Source organism: Robertmurraya mesotrionivorans, from assembly GCF_050971805.1.
GTDB lineage: Bacteria > Bacillota > Bacilli > Bacillales > Cytobacillaceae > Robertmurraya_A.
On sequence record NZ_JBPCCH010000034.1, the window covers coordinates 1 to 19556 of the forward strand.

At 38.2% G+C, this 19556-nt stretch carries 18 protein-coding genes; 3 read left to right on the plus strand and 15 right to left on the minus strand.

Annotation, left to right across the window (positions count from 1 at the left end; all coding sequences use genetic code 11):
* Positions 1-410: 410 nt before the first annotated feature.
* From ychF to ACRX5O_RS24220, 4 genes are all read right to left on the minus strand, one after another.
* Complete coding sequence (gene ychF, locus ACRX5O_RS24205) at positions 411-1511, minus strand: redox-regulated ATPase YchF (protein WP_433908289.1); 1101 nt, start codon at positions 1509-1511, stop codon at positions 411-413.
* 269 nt (positions 1512-1780) lie between these two features.
* Complete coding sequence (locus ACRX5O_RS24210; protein ID WP_433908290.1) at positions 1781-3802, minus strand: molybdopterin-dependent oxidoreductase; 2022 nt, start codon at positions 3800-3802, stop codon at positions 1781-1783.
* Positions 3803-3820: 18 nt separating this feature from the next.
* A complete protein-coding gene (locus ACRX5O_RS24215; protein WP_433908291.1) occupies positions 3821-4018 on the minus strand; it encodes a DUF951 domain-containing protein in 198 nt (65 codons plus the stop codon).
* Positions 4019-4029: 11 nt separating this feature from the next.
* Complete coding sequence (locus ACRX5O_RS24220) at positions 4030-4920, minus strand: mechanosensitive ion channel family protein (protein ID WP_433908292.1); 891 nt, start codon at positions 4918-4920, stop codon at positions 4030-4032.
* Between the two features lie 247 nt (positions 4921-5167).
* On the opposite strand from ACRX5O_RS24220, the gene yyaC reads away from it, so the two are divergent.
* The gene (yyaC, locus tag ACRX5O_RS24225; RefSeq protein WP_433908293.1) at positions 5168-5806 is read left to right on the plus strand and encodes a spore protease YyaC; all 639 of its coding nucleotides are present in this window, start codon (positions 5168-5170) and stop codon (positions 5804-5806) included.
* A gap of 33 nt (positions 5807-5839) precedes the next feature.
* On the opposite strand, the gene ACRX5O_RS24230 is transcribed toward yyaC, so the two are convergent.
* From ACRX5O_RS24230 to rpmH, 11 genes are all read right to left on the minus strand, one after another.
* Positions 5840-6556, minus strand: a complete 717-nt coding sequence (locus ACRX5O_RS24230; protein ID WP_433908294.1) for a DUF554 domain-containing protein — start codon at positions 6554-6556, stop codon at positions 5840-5842.
* Between the two features lie 103 nt (positions 6557-6659).
* Entirely contained in the window at positions 6660-7514 is an 855-nt protein-coding gene (locus tag ACRX5O_RS24235) for a ParB/RepB/Spo0J family partition protein (protein ID WP_433908295.1), read from the minus strand.
* Complete coding sequence (locus ACRX5O_RS24240) at positions 7507-8268, minus strand: ParA family protein (RefSeq protein ID WP_066059793.1); 762 nt, start codon at positions 8266-8268, stop codon at positions 7507-7509. The genes ACRX5O_RS24235 and ACRX5O_RS24240 overlap by 8 nt, the downstream gene beginning before the upstream one ends.
* Positions 8269-8449: 181 nt before the next feature.
* Positions 8450-9319 (minus strand): nucleoid occlusion protein, encoded by an 870-nt coding sequence (gene noc, locus ACRX5O_RS24245; RefSeq protein WP_433908296.1) that lies wholly within the window; start codon positions 9317-9319, stop codon positions 8450-8452.
* A 140-nt stretch (positions 9320-9459) separates the two neighbouring features.
* Positions 9460-10176, minus strand: coding sequence for a 16S rRNA (guanine(527)-N(7))-methyltransferase RsmG (gene rsmG / locus ACRX5O_RS24250; RefSeq protein ID WP_433908297.1), 717 nt, complete (start codon positions 10174-10176; stop codon positions 9460-9462).
* Between the two features lie 36 nt (positions 10177-10212).
* On the minus strand, positions 10213-12105 hold the full coding sequence (mnmG, locus tag ACRX5O_RS24255; RefSeq protein WP_433908298.1) for a tRNA uridine-5-carboxymethylaminomethyl(34) synthesis enzyme MnmG: 1893 nt from the start codon (positions 12103-12105) through the stop codon (positions 10213-10215).
* Between the two features lie 29 nt (positions 12106-12134).
* Positions 12135-13520: a tRNA uridine-5-carboxymethylaminomethyl(34) synthesis GTPase MnmE gene (mnmE, locus tag ACRX5O_RS24260; protein ID WP_433908299.1), complete on the minus strand. Its 1386-nt coding sequence runs from the start codon at positions 13518-13520 to the stop codon at positions 12135-12137.
* A gap of 505 nt (positions 13521-14025) precedes the next feature.
* Entirely contained in the window at positions 14026-14646 is a 621-nt protein-coding gene (gene jag / locus ACRX5O_RS24265; RefSeq protein ID WP_433908300.1) for an RNA-binding cell elongation regulator Jag/EloR, read from the minus strand.
* Positions 14643-15419, minus strand: a complete 777-nt coding sequence (gene spoIIIJ / locus ACRX5O_RS24270; protein ID WP_433908301.1) for a YidC family membrane integrase SpoIIIJ — start codon at positions 15417-15419, stop codon at positions 14643-14645. The genes jag and spoIIIJ overlap by 4 nt, the downstream gene beginning before the upstream one ends.
* Before the next feature lie 160 nt (positions 15420-15579).
* Complete coding sequence (rnpA, locus tag ACRX5O_RS24275; RefSeq protein ID WP_433908302.1) at positions 15580-15939, minus strand: ribonuclease P protein component; 360 nt, start codon at positions 15937-15939, stop codon at positions 15580-15582.
* A 153-nt stretch (positions 15940-16092) separates the two neighbouring features.
* Positions 16093-16227: a 50S ribosomal protein L34 gene (rpmH, locus tag ACRX5O_RS24280; protein WP_066059809.1), complete on the minus strand. Its 135-nt coding sequence runs from the start codon at positions 16225-16227 to the stop codon at positions 16093-16095.
* Between the two features lie 644 nt (positions 16228-16871).
* On the opposite strand from rpmH, the gene dnaA reads away from it, so the two are divergent.
* Together dnaA and dnaN are read left to right on the plus strand one after the other, a co-directional pair.
* Positions 16872-18218, plus strand: a complete 1347-nt coding sequence (gene dnaA, locus ACRX5O_RS24285; RefSeq protein WP_433908303.1) for a chromosomal replication initiator protein DnaA — start codon at positions 16872-16874, stop codon at positions 18216-18218.
* Between the two features lie 180 nt (positions 18219-18398).
* Positions 18399-19535 carry a DNA polymerase III subunit beta gene (gene dnaN, locus ACRX5O_RS24290; RefSeq protein WP_433908304.1) on the plus strand — a complete coding sequence of 379 codons (1137 nt, stop codon included), beginning with the start codon at positions 18399-18401 and terminating at the stop codon, positions 19533-19535.
* Positions 19536-19556: the final 21 nt, after the last annotated feature.

Consider the following 19556-nt stretch of genomic DNA (forward strand, 5'->3'; position numbering starts at 1 on the left):
TCTGATGTAAATTTAGTCATATAAAAAACTGCACCCCTCATTGTTAGATTAGTGTCTAACAATTGGGGTGCAGTTCAATTTTTCAAGGTGGTTTTCATTTTAAAAGATAAGAAAGTATAAGATTTTCGACTTTGAGAATTGTCTAGCTCCAGCGCCCTAGCGCCTAGTGTACTTCGCTCTCCGCCCTACGATAAGTCAACATCGAATCGCCTCTGGCTCTTCGTGTTGTCCAGCTTCAGTACCTAGCTCCTCGGGGTCATAAGCCAAATCCCTCCAGAAGGCTGGCCTTCCTGCTTGTTTCGTCTTATACTTGTCGGAGCTGAGCAAGGTACTTCCGCATTTCACTTTCCTTTATCTCAGTTGGAGCGCTCCAGGCCTGTCGTGCGCTGACCAGGGCGCTTGCGCTTTTCTTATACATTAAAGCGGAAATGGATGATGTCTCCGTCTTTTACTTCATATTCTTTTCCTTCTAAACGAACTTTACCAGCTTCCTTAGCAGCAGTCATTGTGCCGCCAGCTAGTAAATCTTCATAAGCAACTGTTTCTGCACGAATGAACCCACGCTCAAAGTCGGAGTGGATAACTCCTGCACATTGAGGAGCCTTCATCCCTTTACGGAATGTCCATGCACGAACTTCTTGAACACCAGCAGTAAAGTATGTTGCTAATCCTAGTAAATGATAAGCTGCACGAATCAGCTGATCAAGACCTGATTCCTCAATACCAAGCTCAGAAAGGAACATTTCCTTTTCTTCCCCTTCAAGCTCAGCAATTTCTTCTTCAATCTTTGCACAAACGACAATTACTTCTGCATTGTCCTTTTCAGCAAACTCTCTTACTTTTTGTACATATTCATTTGAAGACGGATCAGCGACATCTTCTTCCCCTACGTTAGCAACATAAAGGACCGGTTTAATCGTTAACAAGTGAAGTTGCTTCACTACCTTCATTTGCTCTTCAGTAAACTCAACTGTACGAGCAGGCTTGTCCGCTTCAAAGGCTTCCTTAAGCTTTTCAAGAATTTCTGCTTCAAATACAGCATCCTTATCTTTTTGTTTCGCCATTTTCCCAACACGTGCAAGTCTTTTTTCTACTGATTCAAGATCAGCTAAAATTAATTCAAGATTAATCGTTTCAATATCGTCAATTGGATCTACCTTACCAGAGACGTGAGTAATATTATCATCAGCAAAGCAGCGAACAACCTGACAAATTGCGTCCACTTCACGGATATGAGAAAGAAACTTGTTTCCTAAACCTTCCCCTTTACTCGCACCCTTTACAATCCCAGCAATATCAGTAAACTCAAACGTTGTAGGTACCGTTTTTTTCGGTTGAACAAGCTCTGTTAATTTTTGTAGTCTTTCATCTGGAACTTCAACAATTCCTACGTTAGGATCGATTGTACAGAAAGGATAGTTTGCTGATTCTGCCCCTGCTTGTGTAATCGCATTAAATAATGTAGATTTCCCTACGTTCGGCAAACCTACGATTCCTGCTGTTAGTGCCATCCAAGTCACTCCTCATTTATATATTCGCACCAAAATTCGTCGATACAACTATATCTATTTGTTTCATTTTTTCTAGTTTATAAAAGCCTTTAGCCTTAAACAATTATAGAGATATGATGGCAAAAAAACAAGCGAAGAAAAGCGGAAGCAGCTCGGTAAGCCCCGACAGGCATAAGATGAATCTCGGAGGAAGGCCTGCCTTCTAGAGAGATTTAGCTTATGACCCCGAGGGGCTAGCTGCTGGAGCTGGACAAACAAGAAGAAGCCACCTAATTGGCAGCTTCTTGTTGTATTTTCCTTATATTTACTAAACAATCATATAACGTGCTTCCCAGTCCATTATCCGATTCCTCGCTTGGGGTAAGAAGGTTGACTGATCCTCCATACTTCTTCCAAATGCCCTCATCTATATTAATGGTATTTGGATGTGCATTAGTAAGAATTTGAACATAGCCTTTTACCGCTCCACGATCATTCCATACCTCTACAAAATCATTTTCTGCTAAATTAAGATCTTCCGCAATATTTGCTGATAGTTCAACTCGAAGCTTTGGTTGTTGAGCAAATAAATGATAGTGTTGAGAATGGTTTGAGCGCATCGGATGAATAGTTAAAAGCTGATAAGGATATTTCTGAGCTAACTCAGGAGTTGTGATGATCGATTCATTAGGTAAGGATAAAGACAAACGTCCATCTTCCCCCTGTTGGATCGCTCGATTAGAAAGAAATTCATATTTGCCACTTGGTGTTTTAAAATGAAAATCACTCCATGGAACTTCATCTACTGGAAGTTCCACATGATAATTCTCTTTAAATGTTTGGAGCGTAATTCCTTTATCCTCTAAATGTTGAATGGCCATTGTAATCCACTCATCTCTAGAGTAGTTAAAATCCTCACCAAAACCAAGTCGATTCGCTAATTCTGTCCATATCCATAAATCTGATTTTGCTTCCCCTGGTGCCTCAACAAGCTTTGGACCATAGTTAGCATAATGATGATACATGGAAGAATAATAAATATCTTCCTCTTCAAATGCCGTTGTTGTCGGAAGAATATAATCAGCCATTTCTGCTGTATCTGTCATGAATGAATCAATCACAACTACCGTATCAACAGAAGAAAATGCCTTAATCATCTCATTTGTATTAGGAACTTGTGCAATTGGATTTCCGCAAGTAACAATAATCATATCAATTGTCGGGTTCACTGCTTCTAATAACCCGTTTGCCTGCTTCATCATGGTAAAATTGCGAGCTTCTTTCCGTCGCTCCGGTAATGTTAATTCACTAAACTGAAAGCTCTGTCCTACCTGCTTATTCGCATAGTTTGCTCCACCGCCGCAAATCCCAATGTTTCCGCTTATAGCAACTAGTGCATCAATGAGACGAATGGTATTTCCACCATTCCCATAACGCTGCATTCCTAAGCCAAAATACGTTGATGTTGGACGATCTCCGTACAAATAAGCAAGCTCTGTTATGACATCTATCGTTACTTCCGTTATTCTACTAATCTCTTCAAGAGAAACGGTTTGAATTAATTCCTTAACATGAGTAAATCCAACTGTATATTTTTCAATAAAGTCTATGTCAGCCAGTTCTAAACGTAAGAGCTCTTTCATTATACCTACTGCCAGAATTCCATCTGTACCTGGCTTAACCGTAATATGTTTATTCGCCAGTTTCGCAGTCGCATTATATAACGGGTCAATCACATAAAGTTTGGCTCCGTTACGTTTTGCTTCTTGTAGAACAGAGTAGAAATGCATATTCGTCCTAGCTACATTTCTACCCCATATCACGATATTTTTACTATTCAGCACATCCCCTGGAGCATGACTGTATGCATCGCCAAAATCCCAGTTTTGCGCTTCAATTCCAGAGCCCCAGCATAGTGAGCCCGTTAACTCTGTTACACCACCAAAACAATTAAAGAAACGCTGATCGAGATTTTTTAACAAACCTCCATTGGCATAATCATGGCTATGCAAAATAGAAGTGGTTCTCTTATTTTCTCTTAACCAGGACATCTTTTCAGCTATTTCATCTAGTGCCTGGGTCCATGAAATTCTATGAAACTCACCATTTATCTTTTTTAAAGGATAGAGAATTCGTTCAGCAGAATTGGTTCGTGCTTCAAGCATCCGACCTCTTCCACAAATTTTCCCTTTTGTAATCGGGTGGGTTTCATCTCCTTCCACCCGAGTTACCCTTCCATCCTCGACTGTTACTTTAAATCCACAGCTATCCCAACAATTTAACGGGCATGCAGAAGTATACGTACTCGCCATACTCATCCCCCAACTTCTCTAGCTCTCCGCTCTTTCTAATACTTTTTTCATCTTACGTGAAAATTCCCTTCTAGGAATTAGCACACTATGGTCACAGCCGACACATTTGATACGGATATCCATCCCTAAACGAATGATCTTCCAACGATTGGCTCCACATGGGTGGGGCTTTTTCATTTCAACAACGTCATTCAAGTTAAATTCCTTTTGCTCCAATGCTCTCACTCCTATTCATTTCCCAATGCCTTCTTAGGGGTAACCTCATCTTGACGAGAGTACATGACCATACGAGGATAAGGGATTTCTATTCCATTGCGATCCAAACATTCTTTTAGTTCTTTGCGTAACAAGCGTGCTACAACAAAGTGTTTCATCGGTAATGTTTCCGCAGCAATACGCAAGACAACATCGGAGGCAGCTAAATTTTGCACTCCTAAAATCTCAGGTGTTTTAACAATATCCTCATATTTAGCAGGCATTTCATGTAAGAGTTCTGAAATCACAGATTCTGCCTTTTTAATATCACTCTCATACGAAATGCTTAAATCAACAACTGCCATACTATTATACAGGGAGAAGTTTGTTACTTCCGTAATATTACCATTTGGTAATATATGAAGTTCCCCTGTCCATGTCTTAATTTTTGTTGTTCTTAATCCAATCTCTTCAACTGTTCCCTCAAACTGTCCAATTCGAACAAAGTCACCCACAGAAAATTGATCTTCAAAAATAATAAAGAATCCTGTGATAATATCACGAACAAGGTTTTGAGCTCCAAAACCAACGGCAAGCCCAACGATTCCAGCCCCTGCTAGCATCGCACTTACATCTATGGTTAATGTTGATAATATCATCATAAAGGCTATAAAGTACACTACATATGTTAGGACGTTTTGAAGCAGCTTTAATAATGTTGCTTCCCTTCGCTCCGATACACGTAATGGTGAACGAGTTCGGACTTTAAAGACATTTTCAATCATCACTTTTCCAACTTTTATAAAAATGCCTGAAAGGATAAGGATCGCTATGATTTTTATTACCCCTTGTCCTAAGTCCCCCCACATCTCTTCATTTGTTACTTTTGTTTGTATGTCTAACCAAATACTCTCTAAATTCATCGAATCACCTCATCATATATTGTTGGAGATTTTACTTATTTTATCAATTTCTATACTCCCTTTGTAGTATAAATGGTTTCCTCCTTCAAATTGCCTATATTTCTACTACCAAAGAGTTCCCAAGACCTGTCTAGTAAAATGGAATTTCTCCTTCCAACTACCCCTTTTCCAAATTACATAAACAGTACGTATACAATTCGCTTTTCTTCCGTATACTGTTACTACAATTTACGAAGGAGTGGACCCAGTGAACTTGAAATCTAGCTTTTTTGATAAGAAAGACGACAATGGTGCAAGGATTTCCTACGAGGATCAACGTGCTTCTCACAAACTAGCAATTGAACTAGTATCCATTCTACCAGTAGCTACCATTGAACGTCCGATTGTATTTGTTTGTATTGGAACTGATCGGTCTACAGGTGATTCATTGGGACCACTCGTCGGCACACTTCTTGAAGAAAAAAGAATGAACTCCTTTTACGTTTATGGAACACTCGAGGATCCTATTCATGCAGTGAACTTAGTCGAAAAGCTTGAGGAAATAAAAGCGAAACATTTTAACCCTATCATCATTGCGATTGATGCTTGCTTAGGTCGTCTCAAAAGTGTCGGTTTCATACAACTGGCAGATGGTCCTGTTAAGCCGGGAGCTGGAGTAAATAAAGAACTTCCATCTGTAGGTGATTACCATATAACAGGAATTGTTAATGTGAGTGGATTTATGGAGTACTTCGTCCTACAAAACACAAGATTAAATTTAGTTTTAAAAATGGCTAAAGTCATTGCGAATGGAATTTATCAAGCAAGTGTTACTTATCAACCTATTACTAAATGGAAAAACATTGGAAACCATACCACGAAAGACGCAATTAGTGGAAGAGAATAAAAAGAAGAGGCCTTTACTAGCAGGCCTCTTTTGTTATCCTAGTATAGTTTCTACAAATGACATGATAGTCACAATCAAGGCAACTACGAAAATACCTGGTAGCATATTGGCCACACGTATTTTCGTAATTCCGGTAATATTTAATCCAATTGCAAGGATCATAATTCCACCTGTAGCGGTCATTTCAGCTATAAAGCTAGTCATAAGCGCGTCTGGTACCAAACGGTCAATTTGGGTAGCAAAAGCTGCAATAGCTCCTTGATAGAGCACTACCGGAATGGCAGAAAAAATAACTCCAATTCCAAGAGTGGTCGTCAAAATTAGTGCGGTAAATCCATCGATAATGGATTTTGTATATAACACATCATGGTCACCCCTAATGCCGCTATCAAGTGCACCAATAATAGCCATAGCACCTATTACAAAGATAAGCGTTGCCGTTACAAATCCTTCCGCAATGCTTCCTTGCTGTGAGCCCCCTACCTTCTTCTCCAACCATCCACCTAGAGCATTCAACTTCCCGTCTAAATCTAGCAATTCTCCAAGCACAGAGCCAAATACCAGACTAATGATTACAATGAGGAAATTTTCACTTTTGAAACCCATTTGAAGTCCTAGTACAACCACAGCAAGACCAATACTAAACATAACAGTTGTTTTCATCGCTTCCGGAATTCTATGAAGAAGCTTCCCCAACAATGCTCCTACCACGATCAATAAACCATTTACAAGAGTACCTAATAAAAACATACTATTCACCTATTATAATTATTTCGTTTCTCGAAAAAGTATGCTATCAATATAGCATGCAACTCACAAAAAAAACCATCCCATTTGATGGTTTTTAAACTTTCTATTCCTGGTTATTATTTAATAACTCGAGAATTCTTTCTAAATCATCTTTTGAGAAAAACTCTATTTCAATTTTCCCTTTATTTTTAGACTCTTTAATATTTACAGTTGTGCCAAATCTCTCACGCAAAGAGCTTTCACGTTCTTTGATGAAAACATTTTTCTCTGGCTTTGGCTTCTTTGTTTCACGTGGAACATTTTCATTCAACTGTTGAATAAGTTGTTCTAACTGGCGAACATTTAAGCCTTCTTTCATCGTTTTCTCAGCAATAAGAGGTAACTTTTCTTTTTTTCTAAGACCAAGCAAGGCGCGACCATGCCCCATCGAAATCTTTCCATCTGAGATCAGCTGTTGGATTTTTGGTGGTAGAGTTAACAAACGAACAAGATTTGCAATATGTGGCCGACTCTTCCCTAGTCTTTTAGCCAACTGCTCCTGTGTTAATGAGAGTTTTTCCATTAGAAGCTGATAGGCTGCCGCTTCTTCTATCGGTGTCAAATCTTCCCTTTGTAAGTTCTCAAGTACGGCAAGTTCCATCATTTGTTGTTCGGTTAATTCTCGAATGACAACAGGAACTTTATCGAGCCCCGCTTCTTTTGCTGCTCGAAAACGTCTTTCACCAACAACAATATCATAGCCCTTTATACTTTTTCTAACGATTATTGGCTGTAAAATTCCATGCTCAATAATTGATTGCTTTAGCTCTTCAATTGCCTCTTGGGTAAAAATCTTTCTCGGCTGATAAGGATTAGGTCGTATTTCTTTCAAACTAAGATCTGTAATTGATTCCTGTTTGTTTGGCTCATCTATGTTTGCAAAGAACGCATTTAATCCTTTTCCGAGTCCTTTAGCCATGCGAAACCACTTCCTTTGCCAAATCTAAATAGACTTCTGCACCTCTAGATTTTGGGTCGTAAATGATAATCGGCTCCCCATGACTCGGTGCTTCACTTAAGCGGATATTTCGGGGAATAATGGTTTTATATACTTTATCTTGAAAATACTTCTTTACTTCTTCAATAACCTGAAGTCCAAGATTTGTTCTGGCATCTAGCATCGTGAGAAGGACACCTTCGATTTTTAAATCTTGGTTTAAATGCTTCTGGACGAGTCGGACCGTATTTAGAAGTTGACTCAACCCCTCAAGTGCATAAAATTCACACTGAACAGGAATAATAACAGCATCTGAGGCAGTTAACGCATTTAATGTTAATAAGCCTAATGATGGTGGACAGTCAATAATGACATAATCGTAGGATCCTTTTACTTCCTCAAGTGCCCTTTTTAATCTCACTTCTCTTGATATGGTTGGAACAAGTTCAATTTCTGCACCTGCTAACTGAATCGTAGCGGGGATAGCATATAGGTTTTCAACGGATGTAGGCATGATAACTTCCTTTGCCTCAACATCATCAACTAATACATCATATATACATTGCTCCACGTCAGCTTTTTCAATACCAACACCACTTGTGGCATTTCCTTGTGGATCAACATCAACAAGCAATACTTTTTTCCCTATATATGCTAAGCAGGCACCTAGGTTTACAGAAGTTGTTGTTTTACCAACTCCTCCTTTTTGATTCGCAATGGCAATAACTTTCCCCAATGGTGTCACCTACCTTTATCTTCAATAATAACATTTGAATTCAAAAACTTTTAAAAAGACAATCACGTATTCTATTCTATCATGAAAAAGATAGGAGAATCATTTTTTTTATTTCCCTAGGGCTTTAATTGAAAAAAATAACAAAAAAAGAGAGAAGCTTAACAAAGCTTCTCTTAATCTATTATTTCTTTTTAGGAATTTTAATTGTTATTTGGTAGAAATCATCAAACTCTTCCTCTTCAGAGTTTAAGTTGATGCCACTATCTGAAACCATTGACAGAGATTGACGAATGGTATTAACAGCAATTCTTACATCTTTGCTAAAAGCCTTCCGCTTCGGTTTTGGCTTTTCAGATGTTTCTGCTAAAAGTTTGGCCACTCGATCTTCTGTTTGTTTCACATTTAAGTTTTTCTCGATGATTTCTTCTAATAATTTTATTTGCTTCTCTGCATCTTTCAAAGGAATGAGAGATCTCGCATGTCTTTCGGTAATTGATTTATTTAATAGTGCTTCTTGTACCTCTTGCGGCAGCTTTAATAGGCGGAGCTTATTAGCTACGGTCGATTGCCCCTTCCCTAGCCTTTGCGCAAGAGCTTCTTGAGTTAAATTGTGTAATTCCAATAGTTTCCCATAGGCTATAGCCTCTTCAATTGGTGACAGTTCTTCTCTTTGAAGGTTTTCTATTAATGCGACAGAAGCCGTTTCTGTATCATTCATATTTTTCACTATGGCAGGTACTTCATCCCAGCCAAGCTTTTTCATCGCTCTCCATCTTCGCTCACCAGCGATGATTTCAAACGTACCTTCTTCAAATTCCCTTACAACAATTGGCTGGATGATCCCGTGTATGTGAATCGTCCGTGAGAGTTCTTCAATTTTGTCCTCATCAAATACCGTCCTTGGTTGGAAGCGATTCGGTACAATTGAATCAATTGGTATTTTTTTTATCTCTTCATGATCTGCTTCGGTTATTACTTCAACCTGTTCTTCCGTCTCAGCTTGTCCCTCTTTTTCGCCTAGGCCAAAAAAGCGTGTGAAAGTCTGCTTCATCACCCTGCACCACCTTTACGAAACTCCCTATTAATGTATTCTATAAAAAAAATCAAGTTCCTGCCCAAACATGCAATGATTGATTATTTTATCCTACATACTTACTAAAATTATGCCATAAAATGAGCTAAAATGTAACTCTATTCAATTGGTGCTTTATTCGGAGTCCCAGGTTTTCTAGGATATTTTTTTGGTGTCGCTTTTACTTTTTCTACAATAATAATATTTCTCTCACTTTCCTCGACAGGAAGTAAGAATGAATGAGTTTCTTTCAAGGATCCTCCGAGTGTGGTAATTGCTTTTTTCCCAATTTCTAACTCATCTTTTGCATGAGCAGCCTTCATGGCTACAAAGGTTCCACCTACCCTTACAAGCGGCAAGCAAAGCTCACTTAATACAGATAATCGTGCTACCGCTCGAGCTGTAACCAGATCATATTGTTCTCTGTATTCCTTATTTTGACCAAATGTCTCTGCTCGGTCATGAATAAAGGTTACTCCATCAAGTTGTAGTTCCTTTGCTAGATTCTCTAAAAATGTTATTCGTTTGTTTAAAGAATCAACAATGGTTACTTGTAGTTGAGGGAATGCAATTTTAATTGGGATGCTAGGGAATCCTGCTCCCGCTCCCACATCACAAAGGCTTAACGGTTTTGAAAAGTCATAATAAAACGCAGCAGACACACTATCATAAAAATGTTTTAAATAGACGTCGTCTTTCTCAGTAATAGCCGTCAGATTCATCTTTTCATTCCACTCAACTAATAAGTGAAAATATTGTTCATATTGGTAAATCTGTTGAGGAGAAAGTTCAATCCCCTTCTCCTCTAACATTTTAATAAATAACTCTGTATTCATGCGGTACCTTCTTCCTCACACCGGAAAAATTTTTCTTTATGCATCATTTGAAACACGTGCTATTTTTCCTTGTTCCAAATAAACAAGTAAGATGGAGATATCTGCAGGGTTTACTCCTGAAATTCTTGATGCTTGAGCGATTGATAATGGCCGCACCTGCTTCATTTTTTGCCTTGCTTCTGTCGCAAGCCCAGATATGGCATCATAGTCGATATTATCAGGAATCTTTTTATTCTCCATTTTCTTCAGACGATCCACTTGTTGTAAAGATTTTTCAATATACCCTTCGTATTTCACTTGGATTTCTACTTGTTCTTTAATATCAAAATCTAAGTCACTCTCAGATGGGACAATGGCTTCAATATGTTTATACGTCATCTCTGGCCGTTTAAGTAGATCCGAAGCACGGATACCATCCTTTAACTCACTTCCACCCTGAGCTTTAATGAGTTCTTGGACTTCAGGCTTAGGTTTAATGATGATTCCTTCTAAACGTTCCTTCTCCGCTTCTATGGCTGCTTTTTTTGTTAAAAAGCGTTCATAGCGCTCTTCAGAGATAAGTCCCACTTTACGACCAATTTCTGTTAAACGTAAATCGGCATTATCGTGACGTAACAACAATCGATATTCCGCACGAGAGGTAAGTAGACGGTATGGCTCATTCGTTCCTTTGGTCACAAGGTCATCGATCAATACCCCTATATAAGCTTCCGAACGGCTAAGAATGACTTCTTCTTCACCTAATGCTTTTCGGCCCGCGTTCATACCAGCCATTAAACCTTGACCTGCGGCTTCCTCGTAACCAGAAGTACCATTAATTTGACCTGCTGTGTAAAGGTTCTGAATCACTTTCGTTTCAAGTGTTGGCCATAGTTGTGTCGGAACGATGGCATCATACTCTATTGCATATCCCGGTCTCATCATTTGAACATTTTCAAGACCTGGAATCGTTTTTAAAATTTGATGTTGAACTTCCTCAGGCAAGCTCGTTGATAATCCTTGAACGTATACCTCTTGTGTATTTCGTCCCTCTGGCTCTAAGAAAATTTGGTGTCTTGGCTTATCGTTGAAACGAACAACCTTATCTTCTATGGAAGGACAGTATCTTGGACCTGTTCCTTTGATCATGCCTGAATACATAGGAGAACGGTGCAAATTATTATCAATTAATTGGTGAGTCTGTTCGCTCGTGTAAGTTAACCAGCACGGCAGTTGGTCTGTAATAAACTTGGTTGTTTCATAAGAAAATGCTCTAGGCTCATTATCACCAGGTTGAATTTCCGTTTTGCTGTAATCAATGGTATGACTGTTCACACGTGGAGGAGTTCCCGTTTTAAATCGAACAAGATCAAAGCCTAGCTCTTCGAGATGTTCGGAAAGCTTGATGGATGGCTGCTGATTATTGGGACCACTTGAGTACTTTAACTCTCCAAGAATGATTTCACCACGAAGGAAGGTACCAGTAGTAATAACAACCGTTTTTGCTTCATATGTAGCACCCGTCTTTGTAATTACTCCTTTACATACTCCGTCCTCAACAATTAAACGCTCTACCATACCTTGAACTAATGTAAGATTTTTTTCGTTTTCTAATGTTTTTTTCAATTCATGCTGATAACTAAATTTATCCGCTTGTGCACGTAATGCTCGTACAGCTGGTCCCTTACCTGTATTCAGCATTCTCATTTGAATATGCGTTTTATCGATGTTTTTCCCCATTTCTCCACCGAGAGCATCAATTTCGCGCACAACAATTCCTTTTGCTGGCCCACCAACAGAAGGATTACATGGCATAAAAGCCACCATATCTAAATTAATGGTAATCATTAATGTTTTTGCACCTTGACGTGCAGCAGCCAAACCCGCTTCACAGCCGGCATGTCCCGCTCCAATGACAATCACGTCATAATTTCCAGCACTATATTGCATCATGCTGCCTCCTTGTATCTATAAAAAAATTATTTACCTAAACAGAACTGCGAGAATAACTGGTCAATTAAACTTTCGTGAATGGACTCTCCAATAATCTCCCCTAATAGCTCCCAGGTTCTTGTAAAATCAATCTGTACAATATCAATTGGCACTCCACTTTCCACACCTGAAATCGCTTCTTCTATTGTGTGTAACGCCTGGTGAAGAAGAGCGATATGACGACTATTGGATACATACGTTATATCCCCTGACTCAATTGATCCAGAGAAGAAAAGAGCAGCAATCGCCTCTTCTAAATCATCGACGCCTCGGTCTTCAAGCAATGAGGTCGTTACAAGTGGACTATTCCCTGTCAGTTCTTTAACCTTTTCCATATCAATCTTTTGAGGAAGATCTGTTTTATTAATAATGACGATAACATCCATTCCTTCAACAGCCTTAAATAGGTTTTCATCTTCCTTTGTTAAATCATCCGAATAGTTCAGAACTAGTAAAATGAGATCTGCTTCTTTTAACACTTGTCGTGATTTTTCCACGCCAATTCTTTCTACGATATCCTCTGTCTCACGAATACCCGCTGTATCTAGTAAGCGCAGTGGCACTCCTCGAACATTGACATACTCTTCAATTACGTCACGAGTCGTTCCAGGAATATCCGTAACAATTGCTTTATTTTCCTGAACTAAACTGTTTAGTAAGGAGGATTTTCCAACGTTAGGTCTTCCGACAATCACCGTTGATAAGCCCTCACGTAAGATCTTTCCTTGTTGAGACGTTTCGAGTAACTTTTTCATTTCTACCCGAACCAGATTTGCTTTTTCTAAAAGCATGTTATGCGTCATTTCTTCCACATCATCATACTCTGGATAGTCGATATTCACTTCAACATGAGCCAAAGTTTCAAGAATCTCTTGTCTCAATCTTTGAATAAGCTTGGATAATCGTCCTTCCATTTGTCCAAGTGCTACGTTCATGGCACGATCAGTTTTGGCACGAATCAAATCCATCACTGCTTCCGCTTGTGATAAATCAATTCTTCCGTTTAAAAAGGCACGCTTTGTGAATTCACCTGGTTCAGCCAACCTTGCTCCAGATCGTAATACCAGTTGAAGGACACGATTCACCGACACAATTCCACCGTGGCAATTGATTTCTACTACATCTTCCTTCGTAAATGTATGTGGTCCTTTCATAACAGACACCATCACCTCTTCAGCAACCTCACCTGTTTTTGGATCCAGTAAGTGGCCGTAATGGATGGTATGTGTTTGTACATCTATCAAACGTTTATTTCTTTTTCCTCTAAATAGCTTATCGGCAATTTGGATTGCTTCGTCTCCACTCAGACGAACAATCGCAATTGCTCCTTCACCAAGCGGAGTCGATATCGCCGCAATTGTATCAAATTCCATTGTCTTCACCTCTTCCCGTTAAGGGACATGTATATTCCTTATCTTCATCTATGTCACGAAACTTTACTCATTAAAAGCATCTTTTCCCAAATTATTAGAATAGCACAGTCATTTCTAATAAAAAAGAATTATCCACAAATAAAAAAGCGCATTATGCTCTATCATAACTTATCCACATGTGAATAACAAGAAAAGCGGAACCACCTTAGTTCCAGCCGAACCTGCATATAGTGGTTCCTTAAAGTATTTTATATATAGAGGGTGTTTTAAAGGGGTATCCGAGTTTAAATTCGAGGCTTACTCCAGGTATTTGGAGGTGTATGCGTGAAAATTCCAATTTTATGCGTAAGTTTCAAACTTATTTGCGTAACTTTTCAATTTTATGCGGAACTTTTAAGGATTTATGCGTGAAAATACAACCCCCGGTATCCACTCACAACAGCACCACAATAAAAACTACCAAAAAAAAAACGACCCCACCAAAGCGGGATCGCCTATCTAACTCTTATTTATTCGGTGTAATCACGATGTAACGATTTGGCTCGACTCCATCAGAGTACGTTTTCACTCGCTTATTATCCATTAAAGCTGTATGAATCACTTTTCTTTCATACGATGGCATTGGTTCAAGTGACACTCTTTGGCCTGTGCGAACGGCCTTAAAGGCAAGTCTTTCAGCCAATTGCATTAGTGTATCATTTCTTCTTTTTCGATAATCTTCTGCATCAAGCAATACATTTACGTACTGGTCCGCATATCGATTAATAACTAGCTGCGTTAAATATTGAAGTGAGTTTAAAGTTTGTCCTCTTTTTCCGATTAGGAGGGCAATCTTTTCCCCTGAAAGAATAAATTGAACTTGTTTTCCTTCTTTTATCACTTCAATATCAACTGGTGAACCCATTTTGTTTGCTACATCAGTTAAAAAGTTTTTTGCTTCTTCAATCGCATCAATTTTTTTAGATACTTTAACAATAGCCGGGCGGGTTCCAAAAATACCAAATAGCCCCTTCTTCCCTTCGTCAACTATCGCTATTTCTGCACGATCTCTTGTTGTTTCTAGTTGAGCTAAAGCTGACGCTACTGCTTCCTCAACGGAATTACCCGTAGCAGTTACCTCTCTCACTTTTTCGCTCCTCCTGATTTACCAGTTTCAGCAAGCTTTTTTAAATCTGGACCTTTAATAAAATAGGTTTGAACAATCATAAAGATATTCCCTACTACCCAATATAGTGATAAAGCAGCTGGGAAGCTAAACGCGAACACAATAATCATAACCGGCATAATGTAAAGCATCATTTGCATTTGAGGATTATTCTCTACACCAGCCATCATGATTTTCTGTTGGATGAATGTTGTGATCCCCGCTACAATCGGTAAAATATAAAACGGATCAGGAGACCCAAGGTCAAACCATAAGAAGTTATGCTCTGCAATCTCTCTCGTACGAGAAATGGCATGATAAAATCCAATTAAAATTGGCATTTGAATGATTAATGGAAAACATCCAGCAAGTGGATTTACTCCATGCTGCTGAAATAACGCCATAGTTTCCTGTTGAAGCTTTTGTTGCGTTTTTTGATCTTTTGAGCTATATTTTTCTCTTAACTTTTGCATCTCAGGCTGAATAGCTTGCATGGCCTTTGAACTCTTAGTTTGCTTGATCATTAATGGTAAAATCACCAAACGAATCAAAAGTGTAACTAAAATAATACCTAAACCAAAGTTTCCGCCAGCAAACTCCGCTGTTTTGACAATTAATAACGATAATGGGTATACAATATACTCGTTCCAAAAACCTTCGCTTTCTGCTGTAATCGGCTTATTATACTCTGTACAGCCCGTAAGTAGTGCCATCAGAAATATGAGGCCGATTAAAAGAAGAAGTTTCTTTTTCAACCGTTTTTTCCTCCTTAATATCTAATATCCTCCAAGTATGTCCACTTCAATCTTTTGATGAAAAAAAGAAACACACTACTTGTTCGTCTATTAATAATCCAAGTGTATTGTATCATTTTTTATAAGTACATTTCCTTAAAAAAATGCAATCACTAAGATTTTATTTCCTTCTTTCTACTCTACCATTTAAAACCTTCGCAAGTTTTAAAACATGAGTTAAACTTCCCTTCACTTCATGAAACGTCATATCGGAAGCTGGTTTTCTCGCAATAATAATCAAATCATAGTCATTTTTCATATGTTCTTGAAGCTCTAGTAAGGATTGTCTAATATACCTTTTCACTTGATTACGAGTTACAGCATTTCCAATCTTCTTGCTAACAGACAAACCAACACGAAAATGAGTTTGTTCTGGAACATTTCGTAAATAAACCACAAATTGACGATTCGCTACAGAATTCCCCTTTTTATATATTTCTTGATATTCTTTATTCTTTTTTATTCGAAATTCCTTTTTCATTCATTACACCTACGATCTAGATTAAAGCAAGTGCTCTAGCTTCTGGAGGCGCACACTGCCCTTCCCATTATTTTCTTCTGTGTGAACATCTATACATAAACCGAACTCTTCTTGCACCTGAATGAGAAAAAAGACCACTGACGTTTCAGTGGCCTAAGCAGATAATACTTTTCTTCCTTTGCGACGACGACGTGCTAATACTTTACGTCCGTTTGCAGAGCTCATACGACTACGGAAACCGTGAACTTTGCTGTGTTTACGCTTATTTGGTTGGTACGTTCTTTTCATTATATGACACCTCCCTGAGGAATAACTTTAAAGACAGTCCTTCTAATTATAGAGGCGACCTATAAAAAAAGTCAATAGCCTATCTTCGACTCCTTTTGACAGACAGAATGACAGATAAGATCTTCTTAATTATAAGTGTTTTGGAAAAGCGTCCTCCAAAACATATTTTTCAGCGACTGTTAATAACTTTCGACACGTTTCTCCATTATCCACAACGCTTATTGACAGCTTTTTCACAGATTCTTTCACTGTGGACAATTAATACCCACAGCTTGTACTTGTTGTGGATAAACTTAAAAAACCATTGCGTCTACTTAATTTATTTGATATTATTATTGTGTTTTCACTCTGGATAAAAACATGTGGATAAATAACCTATCCACAGATTGTGGATATCTTGTGGATAGGTTATTCAGACCCTATGTAGAACGTTGTCCACAAGTAGTGGATATTGTCGAAATTCCTCATTACTTCTTATATATATACTTACCCACATTAACAGATTTGTATATTTATAAATTTATAGGTTGTACAGCTTGTATAACCTATGTTTTTTTGTGATCCTTACGGGAAACATAGAAAAATTAGTAGACTGTTTAGCCGCTTCAAAGATGGCATTTATATTCCTAAAAGGAGGGATCAGTGTGGAAAATATTTCGGATCTTTGGAATAACGCGTTAGCCAATATAGAGAAAAAAATTAGCAAACCCAGCTTTGAAACGTGGCTAAAATCTACTAAAGCCCATTCTTTGCAAGGTGATACGTTAACCGTAACGGCTCCAAATGAATTTGCTCGTGACTGGCTAGAAGAACGTTATTCGCAATTAATCGCTGGAATTCTCTACGATATAACTGGAGAAGAACTAGGGGTAAAATTCATCATTCCTCAAAATCAAAATGAAGTGGAAGATGAGATTCCTATCCCACAAAAACGCAATATGAAAGATGACGACCATCAAGAGCTACCGTTAAATATGCTCAATCCGAAATATACTTTTGATACATTTGTTATTGGTTCTGGGAACCGATTTGCACATGCTGCTTCACTAGCAGTCGCTGAAGCACCAGCTAAAGCATATAATCCCCTTTTTATATACGGGGGCGTAGGTTTAGGAAAAACCCACCTTATGCATGCGATTGGGCACTATGTGCAGGATCATAACCCATCAGCAAAGGTTGTTTATTTATCTTCTGAAAAATTTACGAATGAGTTCATTAACTCTATTCGAGACAATAAAGCAGTTGATTTTAGAAATAAATACCGCAATGTAGATGTTCTTCTTATTGATGATATTCAGTTTCTTGCTGGAAAAGAACAAACTCAAGAGGAATTTTTCCATACGTTTAATACGCTTCATGAGGAAAGTAAGCAAATTGTTATATCTAGTGACCGTCCGCCAAAGGAAATTCCGACGCTTGAAGATCGACTCCGTTCACGCTTTGAATGGGGATTAATCACAGACATCACACCACCAGATTTAGAAACAAGGATTGCCATCCTTCGTAAAAAGGCAAAGGCTGAGGGATTAGATATCCCTAACGAAGTCATGCTATATATAGCAAATCAAATTGATTCCAATATTAGAGAGCTAGAAGGTGCATTGATTCGAGTGGTTGCCTACTCTTCTCTAATAAATAAAGATATTAATGCTGATTTAGCTGCGGAAGCTTTGAAAGATATTATTCCAAGTTCAAAGCCACGAGTCATTACGATTCATGAGATTCAACGAGTCGTTGGAGAGCACTTTAATGTGAAGCTTGAGGACTTTAAAGCAAAGAAGCGGACGAAATCTGTTGCTTTTCCTAGGCAAATCGCTATGTATTTATCAAGAGAATTAACCGACTTTTCCCTTCCGAAAATTGGTGAAGAGTTCGGAGGTCGAGATCACACGACAGTTATTCATGCTCACGAAAAAATTTCAAAGCTTATTCAAACAGATTCTCAGTTCCAAAAACAATTGAATGAGATTAATGAGCTTTTGAAAATTTAATACTGTGTATAACTTTCACTTGTTTGCTAACAGTCTGTCCACATGTGGATAGGCTGTATTTCCTTTCGTTCAAGGGAGTTATCCACATACTCACAAGCCCTACTATTACTTCTACTATTTTTTTATAATAAAAATATATAAATAAACCTGATATTCCATTCATACGGGGGGACTTTTTTTATGCGTTTTATTATCCAAAGGGACCGTTTAGTTCAAAGTGTTCAGGATGTTATGAAAGCAGTAACTAGCAGAACAACTATCCCGATCTTAACCGGTATAAAAATTGTTGTAACTGAAGATGGTGTTACATTAACTGGTAGTGACTCAGACATTTCCATAGAATCATTTATACCTAAAGAAGAAGCTGGTGATGAACTTGTCGAAATCAAACAAACAGGTTCTATCGTTCTTCAAGCAAAGTTTTTCAGTGAAATCGTAAAGAAATTACCTACAGATACAGTTGAAATAGATGTTCAAAATCATTTTCAAACCGTTATTCGTTCAGGTAAGTCTGAATTTAATTTGAACGGTCTTGATGCAGAAGAGTATCCGCACTTACCACAAATCGAAGAACAAAATGCTTTTAAGATCCGTACAGACCTCTTAAAAGTCCTTATTCGTCAAACGGTTTTTGCAGTGTCCACCTCAGAAACACGCCCAGTGTTGACAGGTGTAAACTGGAAGGTCGAAAACGGAGAGTTAATCTGTATTGCAACAGATAGTCACAGATTAGCTTTAAGAAAAGCCAAGGTCGATATTGAGAACGATATAAATTACAATGTAGTTATTCCAGGGAAAAGCTTAAATGAATTGAGTAAAATTCTAGATGATACAAATGACCTAGTTGATATCGTCATAACAGAAAACCAAGTGTTATTTAAAGCTAAGCATCTATTGTTTTTCTCGAGATTGCTTGAAGGAAACTACCCTGATACAACTCGATTGATTCCGTCAGAAAGTAAGACAGAAGTAACCGTTAATACGAAAGAGTTTTTACAATCCATTGATCGTGCTTCCTTGTTAGCAAGAGAAGGAAGAAATAACGTAGTTAAATTTTCAACAATTGAAGAAAAAGTGATAGAGGTGTCCTCTAATACACCAGAAATCGGAAAAGTAGTTGAAGAGCTCCAAGCACAAGCAATTACTGGCGAAGAGTTAAAAATATCTTTTAGTGCAAAATATGTAATGGACGCATTAAAAGCTTTAGAAGGACAAGAAATAAAAATTAGTTTTACAGGGGCAATGAGACCGTTTATTATCCAACCTTTAAATGACGATTCTATTCTGCAATTGATTCTCCCTGTAAGAACATATTAAGAATAAGCTGCCAGTTCTCTG